This is a genomic window from Streptomyces sp. NPDC002676 (assembly GCF_053592455.1).
Genome location: NZ_JBSFVT010000002.1, coordinates 499,688 through 517,174, shown reverse-complemented (window position 1 = coordinate 517,174; position 17,487 = coordinate 499,688). Strand labels below are relative to the sequence as shown.

General features: G+C 74.1%; 18 protein-coding genes. 5 read left to right on the top strand and 13 right to left on the bottom strand.

The window, feature by feature from the left end; translation table 11 throughout:
* Window positions 1–4 precede the first annotated feature (4 nt).
* Both ACWD3E_RS09425 and ACWD3E_RS09420 read right to left on the bottom strand, forming a co-directional pair.
* Window positions 5–424: a Zn-ribbon domain-containing OB-fold protein gene (locus ACWD3E_RS09425; RefSeq protein ID WP_451386943.1), complete on the bottom strand. Its 420-nt coding sequence runs from the start codon at window positions 422–424 to the stop codon at window positions 5–7.
* Between the two features lie 165 nt (window positions 425–589).
* Entirely contained in the window at window positions 590–1,366 is a 777-nt protein-coding gene (locus ACWD3E_RS09420; RefSeq protein WP_451386942.1) for a TetR family transcriptional regulator, read from the bottom strand.
* A 236-nt stretch (window positions 1,367–1,602) separates the two neighbouring features.
* Between ACWD3E_RS09420 and ACWD3E_RS09415 the strand changes: the two genes are divergently transcribed.
* Window positions 1,603–2,445 carry a hypothetical protein gene (locus ACWD3E_RS09415; protein ID WP_451386941.1) on the top strand — a complete coding sequence of 281 codons (843 nt, stop codon included), beginning with the start codon at window positions 1,603–1,605 and terminating at the stop codon, window positions 2,443–2,445.
* 39 nt (window positions 2,446–2,484) lie between these two features.
* Here the strand turns inward: ACWD3E_RS09415 and ACWD3E_RS09410 are convergent, their stop codons facing one another.
* The 6 genes from ACWD3E_RS09410 to ACWD3E_RS09385 form a co-directional block, all read right to left on the bottom strand.
* A complete protein-coding gene (locus tag ACWD3E_RS09410) occupies window positions 2,485–2,877 on the bottom strand; it encodes a hypothetical protein (protein ID WP_451386940.1) in 393 nt (130 codons plus the stop codon).
* 433 nt (window positions 2,878–3,310) lie between these two features.
* Entirely contained in the window at window positions 3,311–4,228 is a 918-nt protein-coding gene (locus tag ACWD3E_RS09405) for a MurR/RpiR family transcriptional regulator (protein ID WP_451386939.1), read from the bottom strand.
* 80 nt (window positions 4,229–4,308) lie between these two features.
* A complete protein-coding gene (locus ACWD3E_RS09400; protein WP_451386938.1) occupies window positions 4,309–6,021 on the bottom strand; it encodes a phospholipid carrier-dependent glycosyltransferase in 1,713 nt (570 codons plus the stop codon).
* 108 nt (window positions 6,022–6,129) lie between these two features.
* A complete protein-coding gene (locus tag ACWD3E_RS09395; protein WP_451386937.1) occupies window positions 6,130–6,780 on the bottom strand; it encodes a nucleoside/nucleotide kinase family protein in 651 nt (216 codons plus the stop codon).
* Window positions 6,781–6,856: 76 nt separating this feature from the next.
* A complete protein-coding gene (locus ACWD3E_RS09390; RefSeq protein WP_451386936.1) occupies window positions 6,857–7,750 on the bottom strand; it encodes a M48 family metalloprotease in 894 nt (297 codons plus the stop codon).
* On the bottom strand, window positions 7,747–8,130 hold the full coding sequence (locus tag ACWD3E_RS09385) for a BlaI/MecI/CopY family transcriptional regulator (RefSeq protein WP_451386935.1): 384 nt from the start codon (window positions 8,128–8,130) through the stop codon (window positions 7,747–7,749). Before ACWD3E_RS09385 ends, ACWD3E_RS09390 begins: the two co-directional genes overlap by 4 nt.
* A 186-nt stretch (window positions 8,131–8,316) precedes the next feature.
* Between ACWD3E_RS09385 and ACWD3E_RS09380 the strand changes: the two genes are divergently transcribed.
* The 3 genes from ACWD3E_RS09380 to prcB all read left to right on the top strand — a co-directional run bounded on the left by ACWD3E_RS09380 (window position 8,317) and on the right by prcB (window position 11,840).
* On the top strand, window positions 8,317–9,840 hold the full coding sequence (locus ACWD3E_RS09380) for a hypothetical protein (protein ID WP_451386934.1): 1,524 nt from the start codon (window positions 8,317–8,319) through the stop codon (window positions 9,838–9,840).
* A gap of 85 nt (window positions 9,841–9,925) precedes the next feature.
* Window positions 9,926–10,873 carry a lysylphosphatidylglycerol synthase domain-containing protein gene (locus tag ACWD3E_RS09375; RefSeq protein WP_451386933.1) on the top strand — a complete coding sequence of 316 codons (948 nt, stop codon included), beginning with the start codon at window positions 9,926–9,928 and terminating at the stop codon, window positions 10,871–10,873.
* Window positions 10,874–10,985: 112 nt separating this feature from the next.
* Window positions 10,986–11,840 carry a proteasome subunit beta gene (prcB, locus tag ACWD3E_RS09370; RefSeq protein ID WP_451386932.1) on the top strand — a complete coding sequence of 285 codons (855 nt, stop codon included), beginning with the start codon at window positions 10,986–10,988 and terminating at the stop codon, window positions 11,838–11,840.
* Window positions 11,841–11,967: 127 nt separating this feature from the next.
* On the opposite strand, the gene ACWD3E_RS09365 is transcribed toward prcB, so the two are convergent.
* The 5 genes from ACWD3E_RS09365 to ACWD3E_RS09345 are packed head-to-tail and all read right to left on the bottom strand — an operon-like array spanning window position 11,968 to window position 16,036.
* Window positions 11,968–13,329 carry a sensor histidine kinase gene (locus ACWD3E_RS09365; protein ID WP_451386931.1) on the bottom strand — a complete coding sequence of 454 codons (1,362 nt, stop codon included), beginning with the start codon at window positions 13,327–13,329 and terminating at the stop codon, window positions 11,968–11,970.
* A complete protein-coding gene (locus ACWD3E_RS09360; RefSeq protein ID WP_451386930.1) occupies window positions 13,326–13,991 on the bottom strand; it encodes a response regulator transcription factor in 666 nt (221 codons plus the stop codon). Before ACWD3E_RS09360 ends, ACWD3E_RS09365 begins: the two co-directional genes overlap by 4 nt.
* Window positions 13,945–14,775 (bottom strand): phosphatase PAP2 family protein, encoded by an 831-nt coding sequence (locus tag ACWD3E_RS09355; RefSeq protein ID WP_451386929.1) that lies wholly within the window; start codon window positions 14,773–14,775, stop codon window positions 13,945–13,947. The genes ACWD3E_RS09360 and ACWD3E_RS09355 overlap by 47 nt, the downstream gene beginning before the upstream one ends.
* Window positions 14,772–15,377 (bottom strand): phosphatase PAP2 family protein, encoded by a 606-nt coding sequence (locus tag ACWD3E_RS09350; protein ID WP_451386928.1) that lies wholly within the window; start codon window positions 15,375–15,377, stop codon window positions 14,772–14,774. Before ACWD3E_RS09350 ends, ACWD3E_RS09355 begins: the two co-directional genes overlap by 4 nt.
* Window positions 15,377–16,036 carry a DedA family protein gene (locus ACWD3E_RS09345; protein ID WP_451386927.1) on the bottom strand — a complete coding sequence of 220 codons (660 nt, stop codon included), beginning with the start codon at window positions 16,034–16,036 and terminating at the stop codon, window positions 15,377–15,379. The genes ACWD3E_RS09350 and ACWD3E_RS09345 overlap by 1 nt, the downstream gene beginning before the upstream one ends.
* A 196-nt stretch (window positions 16,037–16,232) precedes the next feature.
* Between ACWD3E_RS09345 and ACWD3E_RS09340 the strand changes: the two genes are divergently transcribed.
* Entirely contained in the window at window positions 16,233–17,405 is a 1,173-nt protein-coding gene (locus tag ACWD3E_RS09340; protein WP_451386926.1) for a molybdopterin-dependent oxidoreductase, read from the top strand.
* The last annotated feature ends 82 nt before the right edge of the window (window positions 17,406–17,487 follow it).

The window sequence follows — 17,487 nt, the reverse complement described above, 5'->3', positions numbered from 1 at the left end:
AGGGTCAGGTCCAGGCGCGGAACGGCTCGTCGAGCAACTGGAAGACCGGCTCGCCGCGCACGGGGTCCTTCGTCGTCGACAGCCGGACGCGGTCCCCGCTGTGAATGCCGATCGGCGGTCCCATCACCCGGCCCCGGACGACGAATCCCTCGGCCATCTCGATGAGGGACACGTTGCGCGCCGCGGGGGTGTTGCGGTGCACCACGGTCGAGTGGCGGACCGTCCCGGTTCCCTCGCTGCGCTCCGTGCGCAGTTCGCTGCCCTGGCACACGGGACACAGCAGACGGTGGTACATCGCGGTGCCGCACCAGGTGCAGCGCTGGAAGAGGATGGCGTCCTTGGACTCCGCGGAGCCGGCGGGGTCGAGAACACCCGCCGCGGACCCGCCCGCCGCATGCGAGGCGCTTGCTGAGTGGTGGTACACGCTGGTCAACTCCCTGCGCTCGGCCGGAATCCCACGTGCCGGCGCGAGCCGCACACGCGTGTGCGCGGTTGACGTGCCACCGTGCACGTCGACAGAGTATGGCACTGAGTGTCACTCGTAAAGGTACTGCGTACCCCCAATCTGCCGGAGAGCCTCCGCAGCAGGTCAGGCGCGGCCGAGCGCGACCTCCAGCTCCTGGATCACCCGCCACAGCGGGGCGTCACGCCGGGAGACGAGTACGACGACGTCACTGTCACGCTCGTCCCGTACCTCGGCGAAGGCGGGCCCGGGGCCTGCGGGAGCCGCGCCGGGGGTGCCAGGAGCGCCGGGGCTCGGCAGGGCCGGTGCGGAGTGGCCGAACGCCTCCTGCACGTACTTCAGGGCGTGGTCCACTGCCGCGCCCGGGTCGCCCTCGCCGTCCGAACGCAGCCAGGCGCGCAGGGCGTTGTTGTGCGCGGCGACCACGGCCGCCGCGATGACGTCGGCCTGGAGGATGCCGTCGGGCCGCCCGGCGAACCGCCGGCGCAGGTACTCGGCGAGCGCGCGCTCGTAGCGCCACACCACCGACAGCTCATAGGCGCGCAGTCCCGGCACCTGGCGGGTCAGGCGGTAGCGCTGGACCGAGAAGGCCGGGTTCTCGGCGTACATCTTCAGCACCATCCGGGCCGCGCCGCACACCCGCCGGACCGGCTCGTGCTCCTCTTCGCTCGCCGCCAGGAAGGCTGTCATGTCGGCCAGACAGCGCTCGTGGTCGGGGAAGACCACGTCCTCCTTCGAGGGGAAGTAACGGAAGAACGAGCGCCGGCCCACCCCGGCCAGCGCCACGATGTCGTCCACGGTGGTCTGCTCGTACCCGCGTTCCACGAAAAGCTGGAAGGCCGCCGCGACCAGGGCCTCCCGCATCGGCGGCTTCGCGGTCTGCGCCGCGCTGATGGAGCTCATGAACGGGAACGTAGCATCCGGACCAGATTCATGGCACTCAGTGCAGTGAGACTGTCGTGGTGAGGGAACTGAGTGCTTTTGGGAGATGATTTCCGGCCGTTTCGTCATGGGACGAGATCGCCGTCGACGGCCCGCCGAAAACCCCCCGCCACCCTGCGGCGTAACCTTTCCGCACCGCCGCCACCGGCGGCGCCGCCGCGCCGAGACAGCGCCACCCCTGCCCGAGGAGTTCCCGCATGCCCGTCGCCCGCCCCCGGCTGCTCTACGTCACCGACCTGGCGTACCCGGCCCGCGGGCGCCGCTACTGCGACGAGGACATACTCCTCACCGCCCGGCTCCGCGCCCACTTCGACCTGGCCCTGTGTCACCCGCTGGACGCGGTCGCGCTGATGGACGCCTACGACGCCGTCGTGGTCCGCAACAGCGGGCCCGTCCTCGGCTACCAGAAGGAGTACGACGCCTTCCGCGCGCGTGCCCTGAGCGGCGGGGCGCGGGTGTACAACCCGCTCACCGGCAAGGCGGACATGGCCGGCAAGCAGTACCTGCTCGACCTGTGCGCCGCCGGCTTCCCGGTCATCCCCACCGTCGACCGGGCCGCGGACCTGGACCGGCTGCCGCAGGCCGAACGCTACGTGGTCAAGCCCAAGGCGGGCGCGGACTCCCTCGGCCTGCGGATCGTCCCCGCGAGCCGGGTCGCCGAACGTGCCGTCGGCGACGTCCTGATCCAGCCGTGCGTCGACTTCGCCTACGAGGTGTCCTTCTACTTCGTCGACGACGACTTCCAGTACGCCCTCTACGCCCCCGACCCGCGCCGCCGCTGGGAGCTGAAGCCCTACGCGGCCACCGCCGCCGACCTGGAGTTCGCCCGGCGTTTCATCGACTGGAACGGCCTCTCCCACGGCATCCAGCGCGTCGACGCCTGCCGTGCCCCCGACGGCGGGCTGCTGCTGGTCGAACTGGAGGACCTCAACCCCTATCTGTCCCTGGACGCCCTCACGGAAGAGGCCAGGGACGCCTTCGTCACCGCGCTGACGGCGTCGCTGAGCCGGTTCGTGCACGGAGCGCCGAGCCCGGCCTGACGGCGATCCGCCGCGTGGCGCCGCCCGCCGTGCCCGGGGTCACTGTCGCGTCAGCGAGCGGGTGCCGTGCCCGGCCAGCGCCTCGCTGACGGCGCGGACGCTGCGCGCGATGTGCTGGAGCTGGAGCACCTCGGCCGCGTACAGCTTGATCGTGTGCTCGATGACCGACTCGGGCACCCCCAGCATGGGCAGCTCGGCCCGCGCGGTCTGCAGTGCCGTGCGCGCCACCCGGATCTCCTGCTGGACCTGGAGCTGTGCGTGCCGGGCGAGCAGCACGGGGTGCCGGATCAGGGCCGGGTAGCTGGCGTAGCGCGCCGGAATCAGTTCGCGCAGCCACTTGGCCGCGGAGCGCTCCCAGTCGTAGCTGCCCGGCGTCTTGACCTGGCAGGGCCAGTCGGGGCTGATGCGCGTGCTGGTCAGGGTCATGATCATCGCTTCCGGTGTGCGGCGCCGTAAAGGGTGTCCGACGGTTGGGGCGGCCCCGGTCTAGGGGAGAACCGGGGCCGCCAGGGGCGCGGCGAGCAGGCGCCGCGCCGGAGAACACCCCGGGCGCCGAATGGGTAGGGGACGGCGGTTGGGGTGTTCGTGCGGGGCGCCCCGGGCAGCCGGAACCTGCGCGGCGGGAATGCTTGCGTGCGCATGGGCGGTCCGTCGGCTTCCTCGGGGCGGTGTGCGAACGGTGAGATCGCGGGGGCGGAACGCATCCGGAGTGGGCCGGACGCGATCCGTGAGCAGTATTTATATATGCCGACCGCTTTGCAAGACGTATGAAAACATTCATGTGCGATGTGCGCCGAATGATCCCCGTTGGCGAATGAATCTGACAGCGAGGCCGGTGATATCGGCAGCGGGGCTGAGCGGGCGCTCAGTCCCTGAGGAAGAACTGGTGCTGGTCGGACAGCTGCTCGTACTTCTCCAGGCGGGCCTGGGTGCGCTCCGGGTCGGCGTCGGTCATCGCCTGCAGCAGCGCGGCGGCCATCACGCCGGGCGCCGCGTACGAGTCGAAGACCAGCCGCGAGCCGGTGCCGGTGGCGAAGGTGACGTCGGCCTCGTCGGCCAGCGGCCCGAGCGCCAGGTCCGTCACCAGGGCGACCTTCAGACCGGCGCCCCGCGCCACGCGGACGGCGTGCAGGGTCTCCTGCGAGTGCCGGGGCATGGCGAACGCCAGCACCCAGGTGCCGCCCGCCTCGCGCGCCTGGAGCAGCGCGTCGTACGCCACGCTGCCGCCCCTGGTCACCAGCCGGACGTCGGGATGGATACGGCGGGCGGCATAGCCGAAGTACTCGGCGAGGGACACCGAGATCCGCAGGCCAAGCACGGTGAGCGGGGTGGAGTGGGACAGCTCGCGGCCGATGCGGATCACCCGGTCCGGGTCGGCGAAGTCGCGCCGCAGGTTCTCCAGGTTCTGGATCTCGCCATCGACCGCCGCCTGCAGTTCGTTGGCGCGGTTCTCCATGCCGGGCCCGCCGGCGAGCGTGCGCAGCGCGATCGTCTGGAGCCGCTCCCGCAGCGCCGGGTAGCCGCTGAAGCCGACGGCCGAGGCGAAGCGGGTGACGGACGGCTGGCTGACCCCCACCCGGTCCGCCAGCTCGGTGATCGACAGGAACGCCGCCTCGGTGATGTGCTCGATCAGGTACTGGGCGATGCGGCGCTGCCCGGGGGAGAGGTGCGGGCGGTCGAACAGCTCGCGCAGCTGGGATGTCGGTGAGGCCTCGCCCTCCGGCGCGGTCCTGCCCGAGGTGATCGCTGATGCCTGGGCGCGTGCCTGCTGCGGCGAGGGCACCGGTCCGTCTCCTTTGTCTCCCACGACCACTCAACATAGCTCACCGAGCGCGGCGACCAGGGGCGGTGACTTGGGGAGGCTCATCGCCAGTACAAAGTGATCGAATAGCCGACTTGGTCGATCGTCCGACTGCTCTCGATCAATTCGGCCAGTTTCCCGCGCGCCTTGGCGACCGAGGAGTCCGACACCACCAGCAGACCGTGCACTTGGCCCGGCGCAACCGTACGCGGATCGGCCGCGTGGATGCCGTACGACGAGGGCACACCGCTGCCCTTGTACACCAGCCAGATCCGCTCGCCCCGGTACCGCGTGCGCAGCCGGCCGGCGAGGCGGCCCAGGTCCTGACCCCAGTCCACATTGGAGTCGTGCAGCAGCCGGTGGGTGCGCGCCGGGCCGCCGAACGCCTCGTTGGCGTACGGCAGGTAGTACGGGAACGTCCGCAGCGAACTCACCGCCACGAACGTCACCAGCGCCACGGTCACCCCGGCCGCCCACTGCCATCGCCACTGCCATTGCGGTCGTAGCCGCAGCACGCAGGGCGCCGCCACCGCCAGGAACATCGGCACGAACAGCGCGTACCGGGTCCCGAAGTCCCGCGAGCCCGTCATCGCCGCCGCCAGCAGCACCGCGGGCGGCAGCAGCAGATACGGCGCCGCGGGCCGCAGCCGCCGTACGGCGATCAGGGCGACGGCCCCGGCCGTGCCCAGCGCGAGCAGCCCGAGCGGCGTCTTCACCAGCAGGGCGGCCGGCAGGTAGTACCAGAGCGAGCCGGTGTACAGCCGCCCGAACAGATAGCCCTGCCAGGGCTGGTCCTCCAGGCCGAACTGCATCCGCATGCCGTCCCGGTAGGCCCGGGGCAGCGGCAGCAGGCCGGTCAGCCGCCCGCGCAGCCCGTGGACGGCCGGCACCGGCTCGGCCGGAGTGAAGTGCAGGCCGGGATCGACGGCCAGATACGCGGCCCACACCACCGCGACCGCCACCAGCGCCACGACCGCCGCGCCCGCGAGCCCGCCGAGCACCCTGCGCGAGCGGTGGGCACCGCGCCGGGCGGTCGCCACGGACACCGCCGCGAGGACCATCAGCACCGGTACGGCAGGCAGCGCGCTCATCTTGGTCGCAATCGCCGCCCCGAGGGCCGCCCCGGCGAGCGCCAGACACGGCAGGGGCCGGCGCCGCGCCCGCCACACCAGCCAGGCCGACGTCAGCACGAAACCTGCCGCCGGCACGTCCAGCGTGGCCAGCGCGCCGTGCGCGATCACGTCGGGGTCGAAGGCGTACAGCACCAGCGCCACCAGCCCGCCCGCGGTGCCGGTCACGTCCCGGGCGAAGGCGAACACCACCAGCCCGAACAGCAGGGTCAGCGCGATCACCGGCAGCCGCGCCCACAGCATCAGCCGCCAGGGGTCGTTGCCCGACTCGTACAGCAGATGCCGGCCCACCTCGCCCTGGGTGCCGGCGTACGACGGGTCGTAGCGGGGATCGGCCACCGCGACACCGGCGGCGATCAGCAGCTTGCCGAGCGGCGGATGCTCGGGGTTGTAGCGCAGCCGGTGCTCGCGCAGGTAGTCGGTGGCCGTCGCGACGTACACGGGCTCGTCGATCGTGGGCGTCTGCTGTACGGCCGTGGTGACCATGGCGGTGGCCATCTGGGCCAGCAGCAGCGCCACCAGGAGCGGGGTCAGCCAACGGCGGTGCAGGCGTACTCGGGCGCGCAGGCGAGCGGGGGCCTCGGGTGCCGGGACCGCGGGCCTTGTCTGCCCCGGCTGGACCGTTTGCTGTGCGCGCGCCATCATCCGCCCCACTGTCGCACCGCGCCCGCCGCCACAGGCGTCACCGCCGCACGAGTCGTACCGGCAGACCTTCCGCCGTGTCCACGGATACGGCCCGCGACCGGCCGGAGTTCATCCCGACGCGGGCAGCGCGGCGGCCGGGACCACCAGGTCCGCCCGCCCCCGGGTCGTCGCGACCAGGTCGGCATTGCGCTGGTCGGTGCCCCGCACCCACGCCACCGCCGCCGCGTGGTCCTTGCCGAACTCCTCGTGCCGGGCGACCAGTCGGCGGATCCGCTCCTCCTCGGGGAGCTCGCAGAACCACACCTCGTCCAGACAGGGCTGTACCCGGTGCCACGAACCCTCCCGCAGCAGAAGGTAGTTGCCCTCGGTCACCACCAGCCGGGCGGTCGGCGGCACCGGGATCGCCCCCGCCAGCGGCTGCTCCAGGACCCGTTCGAACCCGGGCGCGTACACCACGTCGTCCGTGTCCTCGCGCAGCCGCCGCAGCAGGGCCGCGTACCCGGCCGCGTCGAAGGTGTCGGGCGCGCCCTTGCGGTCCCGGCGGCCGAGCCGGTCCAGTTCCACGTCCGCCAGATGGAAGCCGTCCATCGGCACCTGCGCCGCCCAGGGCGGGCCCTCGGCGTTCAGGGCGCGCACCAGGTGCTCGGCGAGTGTCGACTTGCCCGCGCCGGGGCTGCCCGCGATGCCGAGGAGGGCACGCCGGCCGCCCTGGGCGAGGGCGCGGGCACGGTCCAGGAGGTCGTCGAAGGTCAGCGGCACACAGCAGAGTGTGTCACCCGGCCGGAGGGCCGGAGTGCGGCTTGCATACGGCCGGAACGTGGCTGGGGGACGGCCGTCAGGGCAGCACGCCGGAGAGCAGGCCGAGCAGGTCGTCCGTGGCGTCGACGGCGAGCAGCGCCGGCAGTGCGCCCAGCACGAGTACGGCAGCCGCGGCGGACCACAGCCGCGGGGGTGGACTCGTCTGCAGGGCCGCGATGCGGCGGGTGACGGCGCGGTCGGCGAAGTTCAGGGCGCAGGCCGTACGGGTCCGGCCCGCCGACAGCGCCGCCCGCGCCAGCGCCCGGGCGGTGGCCCGCCGGTCCCCGACCTGGGCCGCGGCCTGCTCGTCGGCCCAGCGCTCCACGAGGAAGGAGACGGCCGAACTCAACGGGGCGAGCAGCGGATTGGCCGCCGCCGCGAGCGTGGCCGCCGTCACCAGCGGCCCGTGCCGGTGGGCCAGATGCGCCCGCTCGTGCGCGAGCAGCACCCGCCGCTCGCCCGGCCGCAGCGCGCTCAGCATCGCTGAGGTGACCAGGATCCGGCCCGGCCGCCCCGGGATCGCGAACGCCCTGGGCACCTCGGACGCCGCGACGATCAGCTCCGTGTCCGCCGGGTGGCCCGCGCACAGCCGCCGCAGCGCCCGGCGCGTGCGCCGCTCGGCGCGCACCGCCCGCTGTACGCGCCACGCGACGACCGCGAGCGCCGCACACGCGGCGAACCCGATCACCTCCGGCACCGGATCCGCGAGCGTCCGCCCGTCCTCGTGGGCCTCGCGCACCACCGGCGGCGCGTCCCCGAGCAGCGCCGCCGTGAGCAGCACCAGCGACCAGGTGGTGGCCGCGGCCGTCAGTACGGCCGCCGAGGTCAGCACCCGCGCGGCGAGCGCCGGGGCGACCCGCCGGCCGACCAGCGGACCGACCGCGGCCAGCAGCAGCGAGAGCACCAGCGGGGTGTACACGTCGAACTTCATGCGCCGCCTCCGGCGAGCAGCTCGCGCAGCGCGCGCTCCTCCTCGGGACTCAGGCCGGTCACGAACTGCTGCAGCGCGGCGATCGGATCCGGACCCCGGTCCAGGGCCTCGTGCATCGCCTCGGCGGTCAGCTCGGCCGCGTTCTTCGCCGGCCGGTAGGCGCCGCGCCGCCCGTCGGCGTCCCGCAGCACCAACCCTTTGTCGTACAGGCGTTTGAGAATCGTGTGGACGGTGTTGTACGCGAGTCCGCCGCCGATGTCGGCCTGGATCTCCGCCGGTGTCAGCGGACCCTCGGTGGCCCAGAGGGCGGCCAGTACCTCGCTCTCCAGCGCCCCGGCGCTGCGCCGCTCCGCTCTGCCGCGGGACCCTGTGCCAGCCATGCCCCAACCTTACAGCGCGTAGTGCCGTCGGCCGGATGGCCCTGCCTGACCGGCAAGCACCAGCGAAACACGCTAGTTTGGCCGTGTTTTCCCCGACTCGCGGTTCTTTTCCGACCCTCTCCCTCGGTCCTACAGGCTGTAGGGTAACCGGGCAACCCTACAGACTGTAGGGGCAGAGGGGTGATCATGGCCGGCAACGCGCACACCACACTCGTCGCGACCCGGCGCGAGCGTGCGCGCCGCCCGTCCGTCGACGGCCCCGGGGTGCGCGCCCGCGCCCCGCTCGCGCTCGTCGCCCTGGCCTTCACCCTGGCCCAACTCCTCCTCGTCCGGCCCGGCCTGGGCCTCGGCTGGGACGAGACCGTGTACGTCAGCCAGGTCAGCGGGCACGCGCCCGCGGCCTTCTTCAGCGCCCCCCGCGCGCGGGGCGTTCCGCTGCTCGTCGCGCCCATCGCCTCGTGGTCGTCCTCGACGGCTCTGCTCAGGGTCTACCTGGCCGTCCTGTCCGGCCTCGCGCTGTACCTGGCGCTGCGCGCCTGGCGCGGGCTCTTCCCCGTCCGCGTGCTCACTCTCGCCGGCGCCCTGTTCGCCTCCCTGTGGGTGACCCTCTTCTACGGCCCGCAGGCCATGCCCAACTACTGGGTCGCCATCGGCGCCCTCACCGCCGTCGCGTGCTTCCTGCGTGCCGGCGCCGACCGATCTGCCGGCGCCGGCCTGTCCGGCCTGTCCGGCCTTTCCGGCCGGGCCGCGCTGTGGGGCCTCGCCGCGAGCGCCGCGCTCATGGCCTGGATGCGGCCCATGGACGCGGTCTGGGCGGCCCTGCCGCTCCTCGCCCTCGCCCTGGTGCGCCGCAGCGGGCGGCTGCTGCTCGTCCTCCTCGCCGGGCTCGCGGCCGGGGCCGTGGAGTGGGTGGTCGAGGCGTACGTCGGCTACGGCGGCCTCGCGCAGCGGCTGCACGACGCCTCGGCGATCCAGGGCGGCCTCGGCTTCCACGTGGCCGTCGTGGACCAGCTGCGCAGCCTGGGCGGACGGACGCTGTGCCGCCCCTGCACCGGTGCACTGCCCGCCACGGTGCTCACCCTCTGGTGGTTCGTGCTGCCCCTGCTCGCCGCGCTCGGCCTGGCCGTCGCCGTCCGCGCCCGGCGTACGGCACCGACCGCTCTGTCGCTCGCCTGCGCGGCCACGGCGGCCTTCCCCTACCTCTTCATGATCGGCTACGCAGCGCCCCGCTTCCTGCTGCCCGCCTACGCCCTGCTGGCGATCCCGGCCGCCGAAGCGATCTGGTACGTCGTCAAGGTGCCGAGCCGGACCTGGCGGCCGGTCGCCGTGACCCTGGTGTCCTTCGCGCTCGCAGCCCACCTCGCCGTGCAACTGACCGTCCTTGTGCACACCGTGCACGTCACCACCGCCGCCCACCGCACCTGGTCCCGCACCGCTGCCACCCTGCACCGCATCGGCGTCCGCCCGCCCTGCCTCCTCACCGGGCACGACGCCCTGCCGGTCGCCTTCTACGCCGGCTGCTCCTCGGCGGCGACCTCCGGGCACGACGCCAACGCGACGGCGGCCGGCATCGCCCGCACCGCCCGGCGGATCCCTACGGCCGCGATGGTGGCGGCGGGTTCCCGCCCGCCCGGGTACGCCCGCGACTGGCCGTCCACCCCGCTCGGCGAGCTGCGGCTGTACCACTCCGTACCGGGGGCGGGCTCATGACCTGCCGCGCGGAGGCGGCCGTCGCCCGGACGGGGTGTGCCGGGGGCCGGCCGGCTGCGCCCTGCGAGCCCTCCGGGTGCCGCCCATGACGGCCCCGGCGGAGGTGACCTCCTCGGTCGGCCGGCGGCGGGCGTACTGGCACACCGGCGTGTGCCTCGCCGTACTGCTCGGCGCCCTGTGGCTGGCGCGGCGGCACTGGGCGACGGTCGAGACCGGGGCCGGGCGGCTGGCCGTCGCCGACCACGGCTGGCTGCTGGTGGGCGCGGCGGCGGCCACGGGCACCTGGGTGGCCTCGGCCTTCGCCCTGCAGGGCGCCGTCGTGCGGCGGCTCCCCGCACGGCGGCTGGTCGCCGCCCAGTTCGCCGCCTGCGCCGCCAACCACCTGCTGCCCGCGGGACTCGGCGCCGGCGCGCTGAACCTGCGCTTCCTGATGCGCTGCGGACTGCCCGCGGCCCGCTCGGCCAGCGCGCTCGCCGTCAAGGCGACCGCCGGCGCCGCCGCCCGCCTGGCCCTCATCGCCGTACTCGCCCCGGCCTGGCCCGGACTGCTGTGCCTGCCGCACCTGTCCCCCTCCGCGCTCGCACTGGCGCTGGGCCTCGCCGGCCTGCTCGCATTCCTGCTGGCCGGTCCGCTGTGGCCGCGCTGCCGGCGGGCGGGCGCCGCCGTGCTCGCCGACGTCCGTGCGGCGCACGCCTGCCCCGCCCGCGCGGCGGCCCTGTGGGGCGGCTCGCTGGCCTTCGCCACGCTGCACGCAACGGTGCTCATCGCCGTGACCCGGGCCGTCGCCCTGCCCCTGCCTCCGCTCCAGGTCGCCCTGCTGTACCTCGCCGCCAGCAGCGCCGCCGCCCTGCTGCCCACCCCGGGCGGGCTCGGCTCGCTGGACGCCGCGCTCGCCCTCGCCCTCACCGCGTCCGGCAGCCCCGGCGCGACCGCCGCCTCCGCCGTGCTCGGTTACCGGCTGCTGACGGTGTGGCTGCCCCTGATCCCCGGACTGCTCGTGCTCGCGATGCTGGTGCGCCGCAAGTCGCTGTGAGGGCAGGGGAGTTTCCCGCCCGCTCCCGCCAGGTAGGAGTGGATAGCGGGGTGTTGTCGTGCCACACAGAGGTGTGCCACACAGGGCTGTGCCACGCAGGAGGGGGAGCGACATGTCGGGGAACGACACCACAGGCCGGCCGCACGAGGCGTTCTTCGCGCCCGGGACCTCGTCCTTCACCGAGTTCCTGGCCGCGTACCGCCCCCGGCTGCTGCCCACCGCGCCACCGCTCCCCGAGGGTGTCCGGGCCGCCCCCGGCCGCTTCCCGCACGGCACGACCGTGCTCGCCCTGACCTACCGCGACGGCGTCCTGATCGCCGGCGACCGCCGGGCCACGATGGGCAACCTCATCGCCCAGCGCGACCTGGAGAAGGTGCACCCCGCCGACGAGCACACGGCCGTCGCCTTCGCCGGCACAGTCGGACTCGCCCTCGACATGGTGCGGCTCTACCAGGTCGAACTGACTCACTTCGAGAAGATCGAGGGCATACCGATGACCCTCAACGCCAAGGCCACCCGCCTCGCGACCGTGATCCGGCAGAACCTCGCCCAGGCCATGCAGGGCCTCGCGGTCGTCCCGCTGCTCGCCGGCTACGACGTCACCGCGCCCGGTGGCGGGCAGGGCCGCATCTTCAGCTTCGACGCGGCCGGCGGCCTGTACGAGAAGCGGGACTTCCACGCCGAGGGCTCCGGTTCGCCGTACGCCCGCGGGGCCCTGAAGAAGCTGTTCCGGCCGGACCTCACCCGCCGGGAGGCCGCCCTGGCCGCGCTCCAGGCGCTGTACGACGCGGCGGACGACGACTCGGCGACCGGCGGCCCCGACCTCAACCGCCGCATCTTCCCGGTCGTCGCGGTCATCACCGAGGACGGCTTCGAGCGGCTGCCCGAGCCGGAGACGGAGGAGCTGAGCCGCGAGATGATCGAACGCCGCGGCAGCCGTCCGGACGGACCGCACGCGACGCCCTGAGCCCAGGCGCGGGGGTGGCAGCGCTCAGGATCCGTCCGGGTTCCGGCCGGAGGCCGCGCTGGAACAAGGTGCCCGAAGTCACCGTCTACGTCTGGGTGATCAAAGATGAGGGCGCCGGGCGCGGCTGCTAGCCGGCGGGCAGGGTGAGCACGAACCGAGCCCCCGGGGCGTGTCCGGCGTCGTGGGAGACCTCGCCGCCGGCGGAGCGGGCCAGGCGTCGCGCGAGCGGCAGCCCGAGGCCCGCTCCGCCGTGTCCGTCGTCGGGGTCGGCGCGTTTTCCGGGCTGGAAGAGCAGGCCCGTGAACGCCTCGGGGACGCCGGGCCCGTCGTCCGTGACCGCCACCCGGATCCCGTCGGCCGTCGGGCCGGCCGACAGCATGACCGTCGTACTTGCGTAGCGCACGGCGTTGGCGAGCAGCGGGCTGACGATCCGTTCGAGGAGTGCCGCGGGCACGCCCGCCGTGAGCGGTCCCGGGCCGGCGGTGACCGTGACGCGCACCGCGGCGGGGGCGTCCGCCGCCGTGGCCAGGCGGTGCAGGACCGGCTGTACGGCGGCGGTGCCGGGCGCGCTCGGCACGCCTTCGCGGGCCTCGTCCAGCAGGGTGTCGCAGATGGTGCGCATCGACTGCGCGGCCTCGGCGATGACCTCGTGGCAGGCGCGGGTCTCGGCCTCGGTGCGGGGGCGGGAGCGCCACCAGTCCAGTTCGGCGACGATCCGGCTGAGCGGGGTGCGCAGTTCGTGCGACAGCTCGCCGGTCAGCTGCCGCTCGTGCCGCAGCACCGCGCGTATCCGGTCCAGCAGGGAGTCCAGCGAGGCGCCGAGCGCGGCCAGTTCGGCAGGCCGCCCCCGCCCGGCGAAACGCTCCTCGGAGGTCACGGCGCTCCATTCGGTGGCCTGGCCGGTCATGTTGCGCACCGGCCGCAGCGCCCGCCCCACCGCCAGCCGGGTCAGCGCGTAGGTGCAGGCGAGCATCACCGCGTCCAGCGCGAACGAGCCCAACAGCAGCGTCCGGGCCGAACTCCGGTACGGCGACAGGTCCAGGGCGGTGACCACGGTGGCCCACGAGGTACCGCCCGGCACCGGCTCCGCACACAGCCGGACGGCGTCGGGCCCGCCGACCGTGCGGCAGCCGTGCCCGTCGGCGGCGAGGGCGTCCGCGGCCCGGGTGAGGGAAGCGGCGGTGGACGGCGGGTGTTCCAGCAGGCGGGTACCGGCGTAGATCCACGCGTTGGTGTCCAGGAGCCGGTCGTTGGGGGTCTCCAGCACCCGCACCCGGCCCCGGTGGGTGTCGACGGTGGTGGCGACGGCCGCTGCCCGGGCGCGCAGTTCGTCGTCCGCCTCGCGTTCCAGGTGGTGGCGGACGACCATGTTGAAGATCACGGTGAGGATCAGCATCAGCAGCGCGGCCGTGGTCAGCGCGACCAGCGAGAGCCGGCCGCGCAGGGTCTGCGGAGTGAGCCGGGCCAGGAGACGGGCGGGACGTGTCATGTCAGGCGGTGGCCTATGCCGCGCGCGGTGCCGATGGTCAGCTCGCTGCCCGCCGCGCGCAGCTTGCGCCGGAGCCGGGTCAGGTACTGGTCCAGCGTGTTGTCGCTGACGTGCGCGCCCTCCGGCCAGCCCGCCCGGAGCAGGTCGCGGCGGCGTACGAGGTCCCCGCCCGCCGCCGTCAGTGCCGCCAGCAGCCGGAACTCAGTGGGCGTGAGCTCGACGCGGTCGCCGTGCACGGTGGCGCTGTGCCGTACGGCGTCCAGCACCAGACCGCCCGCCGCCGCGGGCGTCGGCGGGGGCGAGGCCCGGCGCAGGGCGGCCCGCAGCCGGGCGGCCAGCTCGGCGAGGTGGAACGGCTTGGGCAGGTAGTCGTCGCCGCCGGCCGAGAACCCCGACAGCCGGTCGGTCAGCCCGTGCCGTGCCGTCAGGAAGACCACGGGAGCGTGGAAGCCGTTCGCGCGCATCGCCTGGCACACGTCCCGGCCGTCCGCGTCGGGCAGCCCGACGTCCAGGACGGCGGCGGCCATGTCCGGGCCGGCCAGCCGCAGCGCGGTGGCGCCGTCGGCGGCGCACACCGTGTCGAAGTCCTCGTCGTGCAGGCCACGCCGCAGCACGTCACGCAGGGCGTGATCGTCCTCGACGACCAGGATCTTGGGGCGCATGTTTCTCCACCGGCGCAGTGGCCGTGTCGGCGGTGTCGGTCGCGTCGTTCGCGTTGCTGTCGTTCGCGTCGGTGTCCGGCGTTGCGTTCGTCGCCGTCCTACCGGTCGCGGTCCTGTCGGTCGTGGCCGTAGCACGGGCGGGTACGAGCCACGCCGGCAGCCACCAGGCCGCCGCGCACAGGCAGACACCGAGCCAGCCTACGGCGTACAGCCAGCCGCCGACCACGTCGGTGAACCAGTGCACGCCCAGGAAGACCCGGGTCAGCCCGACCCCCGCTCCCCAGCAGGCGACCACCGTGCAGAGCGCGGTCCGGCCCTGCGGGGCGCGCAGGCACACGGCGAGGATCACCAGCCCGGCCGCCAGGGCCGAAGTGGTGGTGTGACCGGAGGGGTAGGACCAGCCCGAGGCGTGCGTCTGCCAGTCGGCGTGCGGTGGGCGGGGCCGGGCGACCAGCTCCAGCACGCCGTACCGCACCGCCTGGCCCGCGGCCAGACAGGCCGCGCCGAGCAGGGCACACGCCAGCCGCTGCCCTCTCGTGCGGCCGACGAGCAGCCCGGCGAGCACGACCAGGGCGTAGGGGAACACTCCCGTGCCCGTGTCGGTCAGCCCGCGGGCCGCCGCCAGCGCGACCGGCGGGCGGTGGCCGAGGGACCAGGACAGCAGGCCCTGGTCCAGGTAGAGCGGGCCGCCGTGGCCGTACACGATCAGGGTCAGCACCCCGAAGGCCACCCAGGCACCGAGGCCGACGCTGCCCGCCAGCTCGGCGACTGCCTTGCGGTTCATGACGTCGTGAGCAGGGGCCGCAGCCGCGTCGCCGACAGCCGTCCCGGCAGGTCCTTCGGCAGGCGGTGCAGCGCGGCCATCGCGAGGAGCGCCACCGCCGCGCCGACCGCCGCCCCCGCGGCGACGTCGTGCGGATAGTGCACTCCGACCCACACCCGGGACGCCGCCATGGCGCCCGCGCACACAGCCGCCACCAGGCCGAGCCGACGGGAGACGAAGTACAGGGCCACCGCCGCCGCGAAGGCGATCGCGGCGTGATTGCTCGGGAACGACCAGTCCCCGCGCGCGGGACACGCCTCCAGCGTGCGGTACGCCAGGCCCCGGCAGGGCCGGTCCTCCCGCACCAGCAGCTTCAGCCCGGAGTCGGCGGCGAAGGCGAGCACCACGACCACCGGCACGGCCAGCGCCGCCAAGGCCGCGTCGGCCCCCGCCCGGCGGGCCCGCCACCAGCCGACCACCATGAGCAGCGCGAACACCGCGAGCCCGTACGCCGACCAGGCCGCGATGAGGTCGTCCAGCCAGCCGGGGGAGTGGTGGGCGAGGCCCACCACGTCCCGGTACAGCGGCCCGTCGACGGACGAGCCGGTCAGCGCGAGGACCATCAGGGGGTCTCCTTCGCAGCCTTGCGGGAGCGCAGCACCTCGGCGGCGAGGGGGACGAGCGAGACGACCACGATCAGCGCGATCACCGGCAGCAGGTACTTGTCGATGTTCGGGATCGAGGAGCCCAGCGCGTACCCCGCGAGGGTGAGGCCGAGGCTCCACACCAGGCCGCCGGTCACCTGCCAGAGGGTGAAGGTCCGCGCGGGTACACCGAGCGCGCCCGCCATCGGGTTCAGCACCGTGCGCACCACCGGCACGAAGCGGGCCAGGACGATCGCCTTCGCGTACCCGTACCGCTCCAGCAGTTCCTCGGCGCGCTGGGCGCCCTCGTGCAGCCGGGCCGATCTGCTGCGGGCGAGCAGCGTCCCTCCCGCCTTGCGGCCGAGCAGATACCCGCACTGCGAGCCGGCCAGCGCGCCGACGGCCGCCGCCGCCAGGAGCGGGCCGAGCGACAGGTGCACCCCGCGGTCGGACGCGCCCGTGCACAGCAGGCCCGCCGTGAACAGCAGCGAGTCGCCGGGCAGGAAGAAGCCGATGAGCAGGCCCGTCTCCGCGAACAGGATCACACCGACGCCGAGCACGCCGAAGGCGGCGAGCAGCGAGTGGGCGTCGAGCACGTTGACCGCGAGCTGCGACGCCAGGTGCGGGGGAGTGGCCATCGCCGCACGCCCTTTCCTTGGACAACATCCGATTGCATCCGACTACACATTTGTAGACCGACTACTGGACTGTAGACGAATGTGCGGCCCGTTTCGTTCCCGACCTTTGCCCGGCGATTGCCGATTTCCTGGACGAGTGATCATCCGGCACTTGATCCGGATCGCCCGCCCCCACCGCCGGAGGGACAATGACGCCATGGCCCCGCGACCCGGCGAGGTGAGCGCCGCTGCCCGGCTGGCCGGTGCCGACGAGGATATCGGCGCGGACGAGCTCGCCCTCGCCACCCGTAACCACGGTCTCCCGCTGGAGGCGCTGCGCTACGACGTGACCCCGCCCGGGCTGCACTACGTCCTCACGCACTACGACATCCCCTACGTGCCCCAGGCGGGCGCCTGGCGGCTGGCCGTCGACGGCCGGGTGCGCCGCCCGCTCGACCTCAGCCTCGCCGACCTGCTGTCCTTCCCGCAGGTCACCACCCGGGTGACGATGGAATGCGCGGGCAACGGGCGGGCCCTGCTGACCCCCCGCCCGGTCAGCCAGCCCTGGCTGGTGGAGGCCGTCGGCACCGCCGACTGGTCCGGCGTACCCCTGCGGCTGCTGCTGGACGAGGCGGGAGCCGACCCGGCCGCCGTGGACGTCGTCTTCGCCGGTGCCGACCACGGGGTCGAGCGCGGCGTCGAGCAGGACTACCGGCGCGCGCTGCCGCTGGCCGTGGCCACCGGCCGCGACCCCGAGGTGCTGGTCGCCACCGCCATGAACGGCGCCCCGCTGCCGCCGCAGCACGGCAGGCCACTGCGGCTGGTCGTGCCCGGCTGGTACGGCATGGCCCACGTGAAGTGGCTGCGCACGGTTACCGTCAGCGGCGTACCGTTCACCGGCTTCCAGCAGCGCGTGGCCTACCGGATCCGGCACAGCGACGAGGAGGAGGGCGAGCCCGTCACCCTGATCGAGCCCCGCGCCCTGCTGGCTCCGCCCGGCTTCCCGGACTTCATGTCCCGCACCCGCGTCCTGCGGCCGGGAAGCGTCACGCTGGAGGGCCGCGCCTGGTCCGGACAGGCCCCTGTGACCTTGGTGGAGGTCAGCACCGACGGCGGCCGGAGCTGGCGGCCCGCGGACCTCGACGCCGCCGCGGACGCGTACCGCTGGGCCTGGCGCGGATGGCGCCACACCTGGACGGCGACCCCCGGCGAGCACGCCCTGGCCGCCCGCGCGAGCGACGCCGACAGCCACACCCAGCCCCTCGACCAGCGGTGGAACCGCGGCGGCTTCGCCAACAACGCGGTGCGGTGGGTGCGCGTGGTGTGCGTCGACACGGAGGACGACCTCCCGGAGACGGCCGCCGCCACCCCGCATGCGCACACACGCTGACGCATTGCGCACACGCGCGAAGCGCCGGCCGGGCGCCACCTCGCCCGGCCGGCTTCCCCGTTCGTGTCGTTCGTGTCGTGTC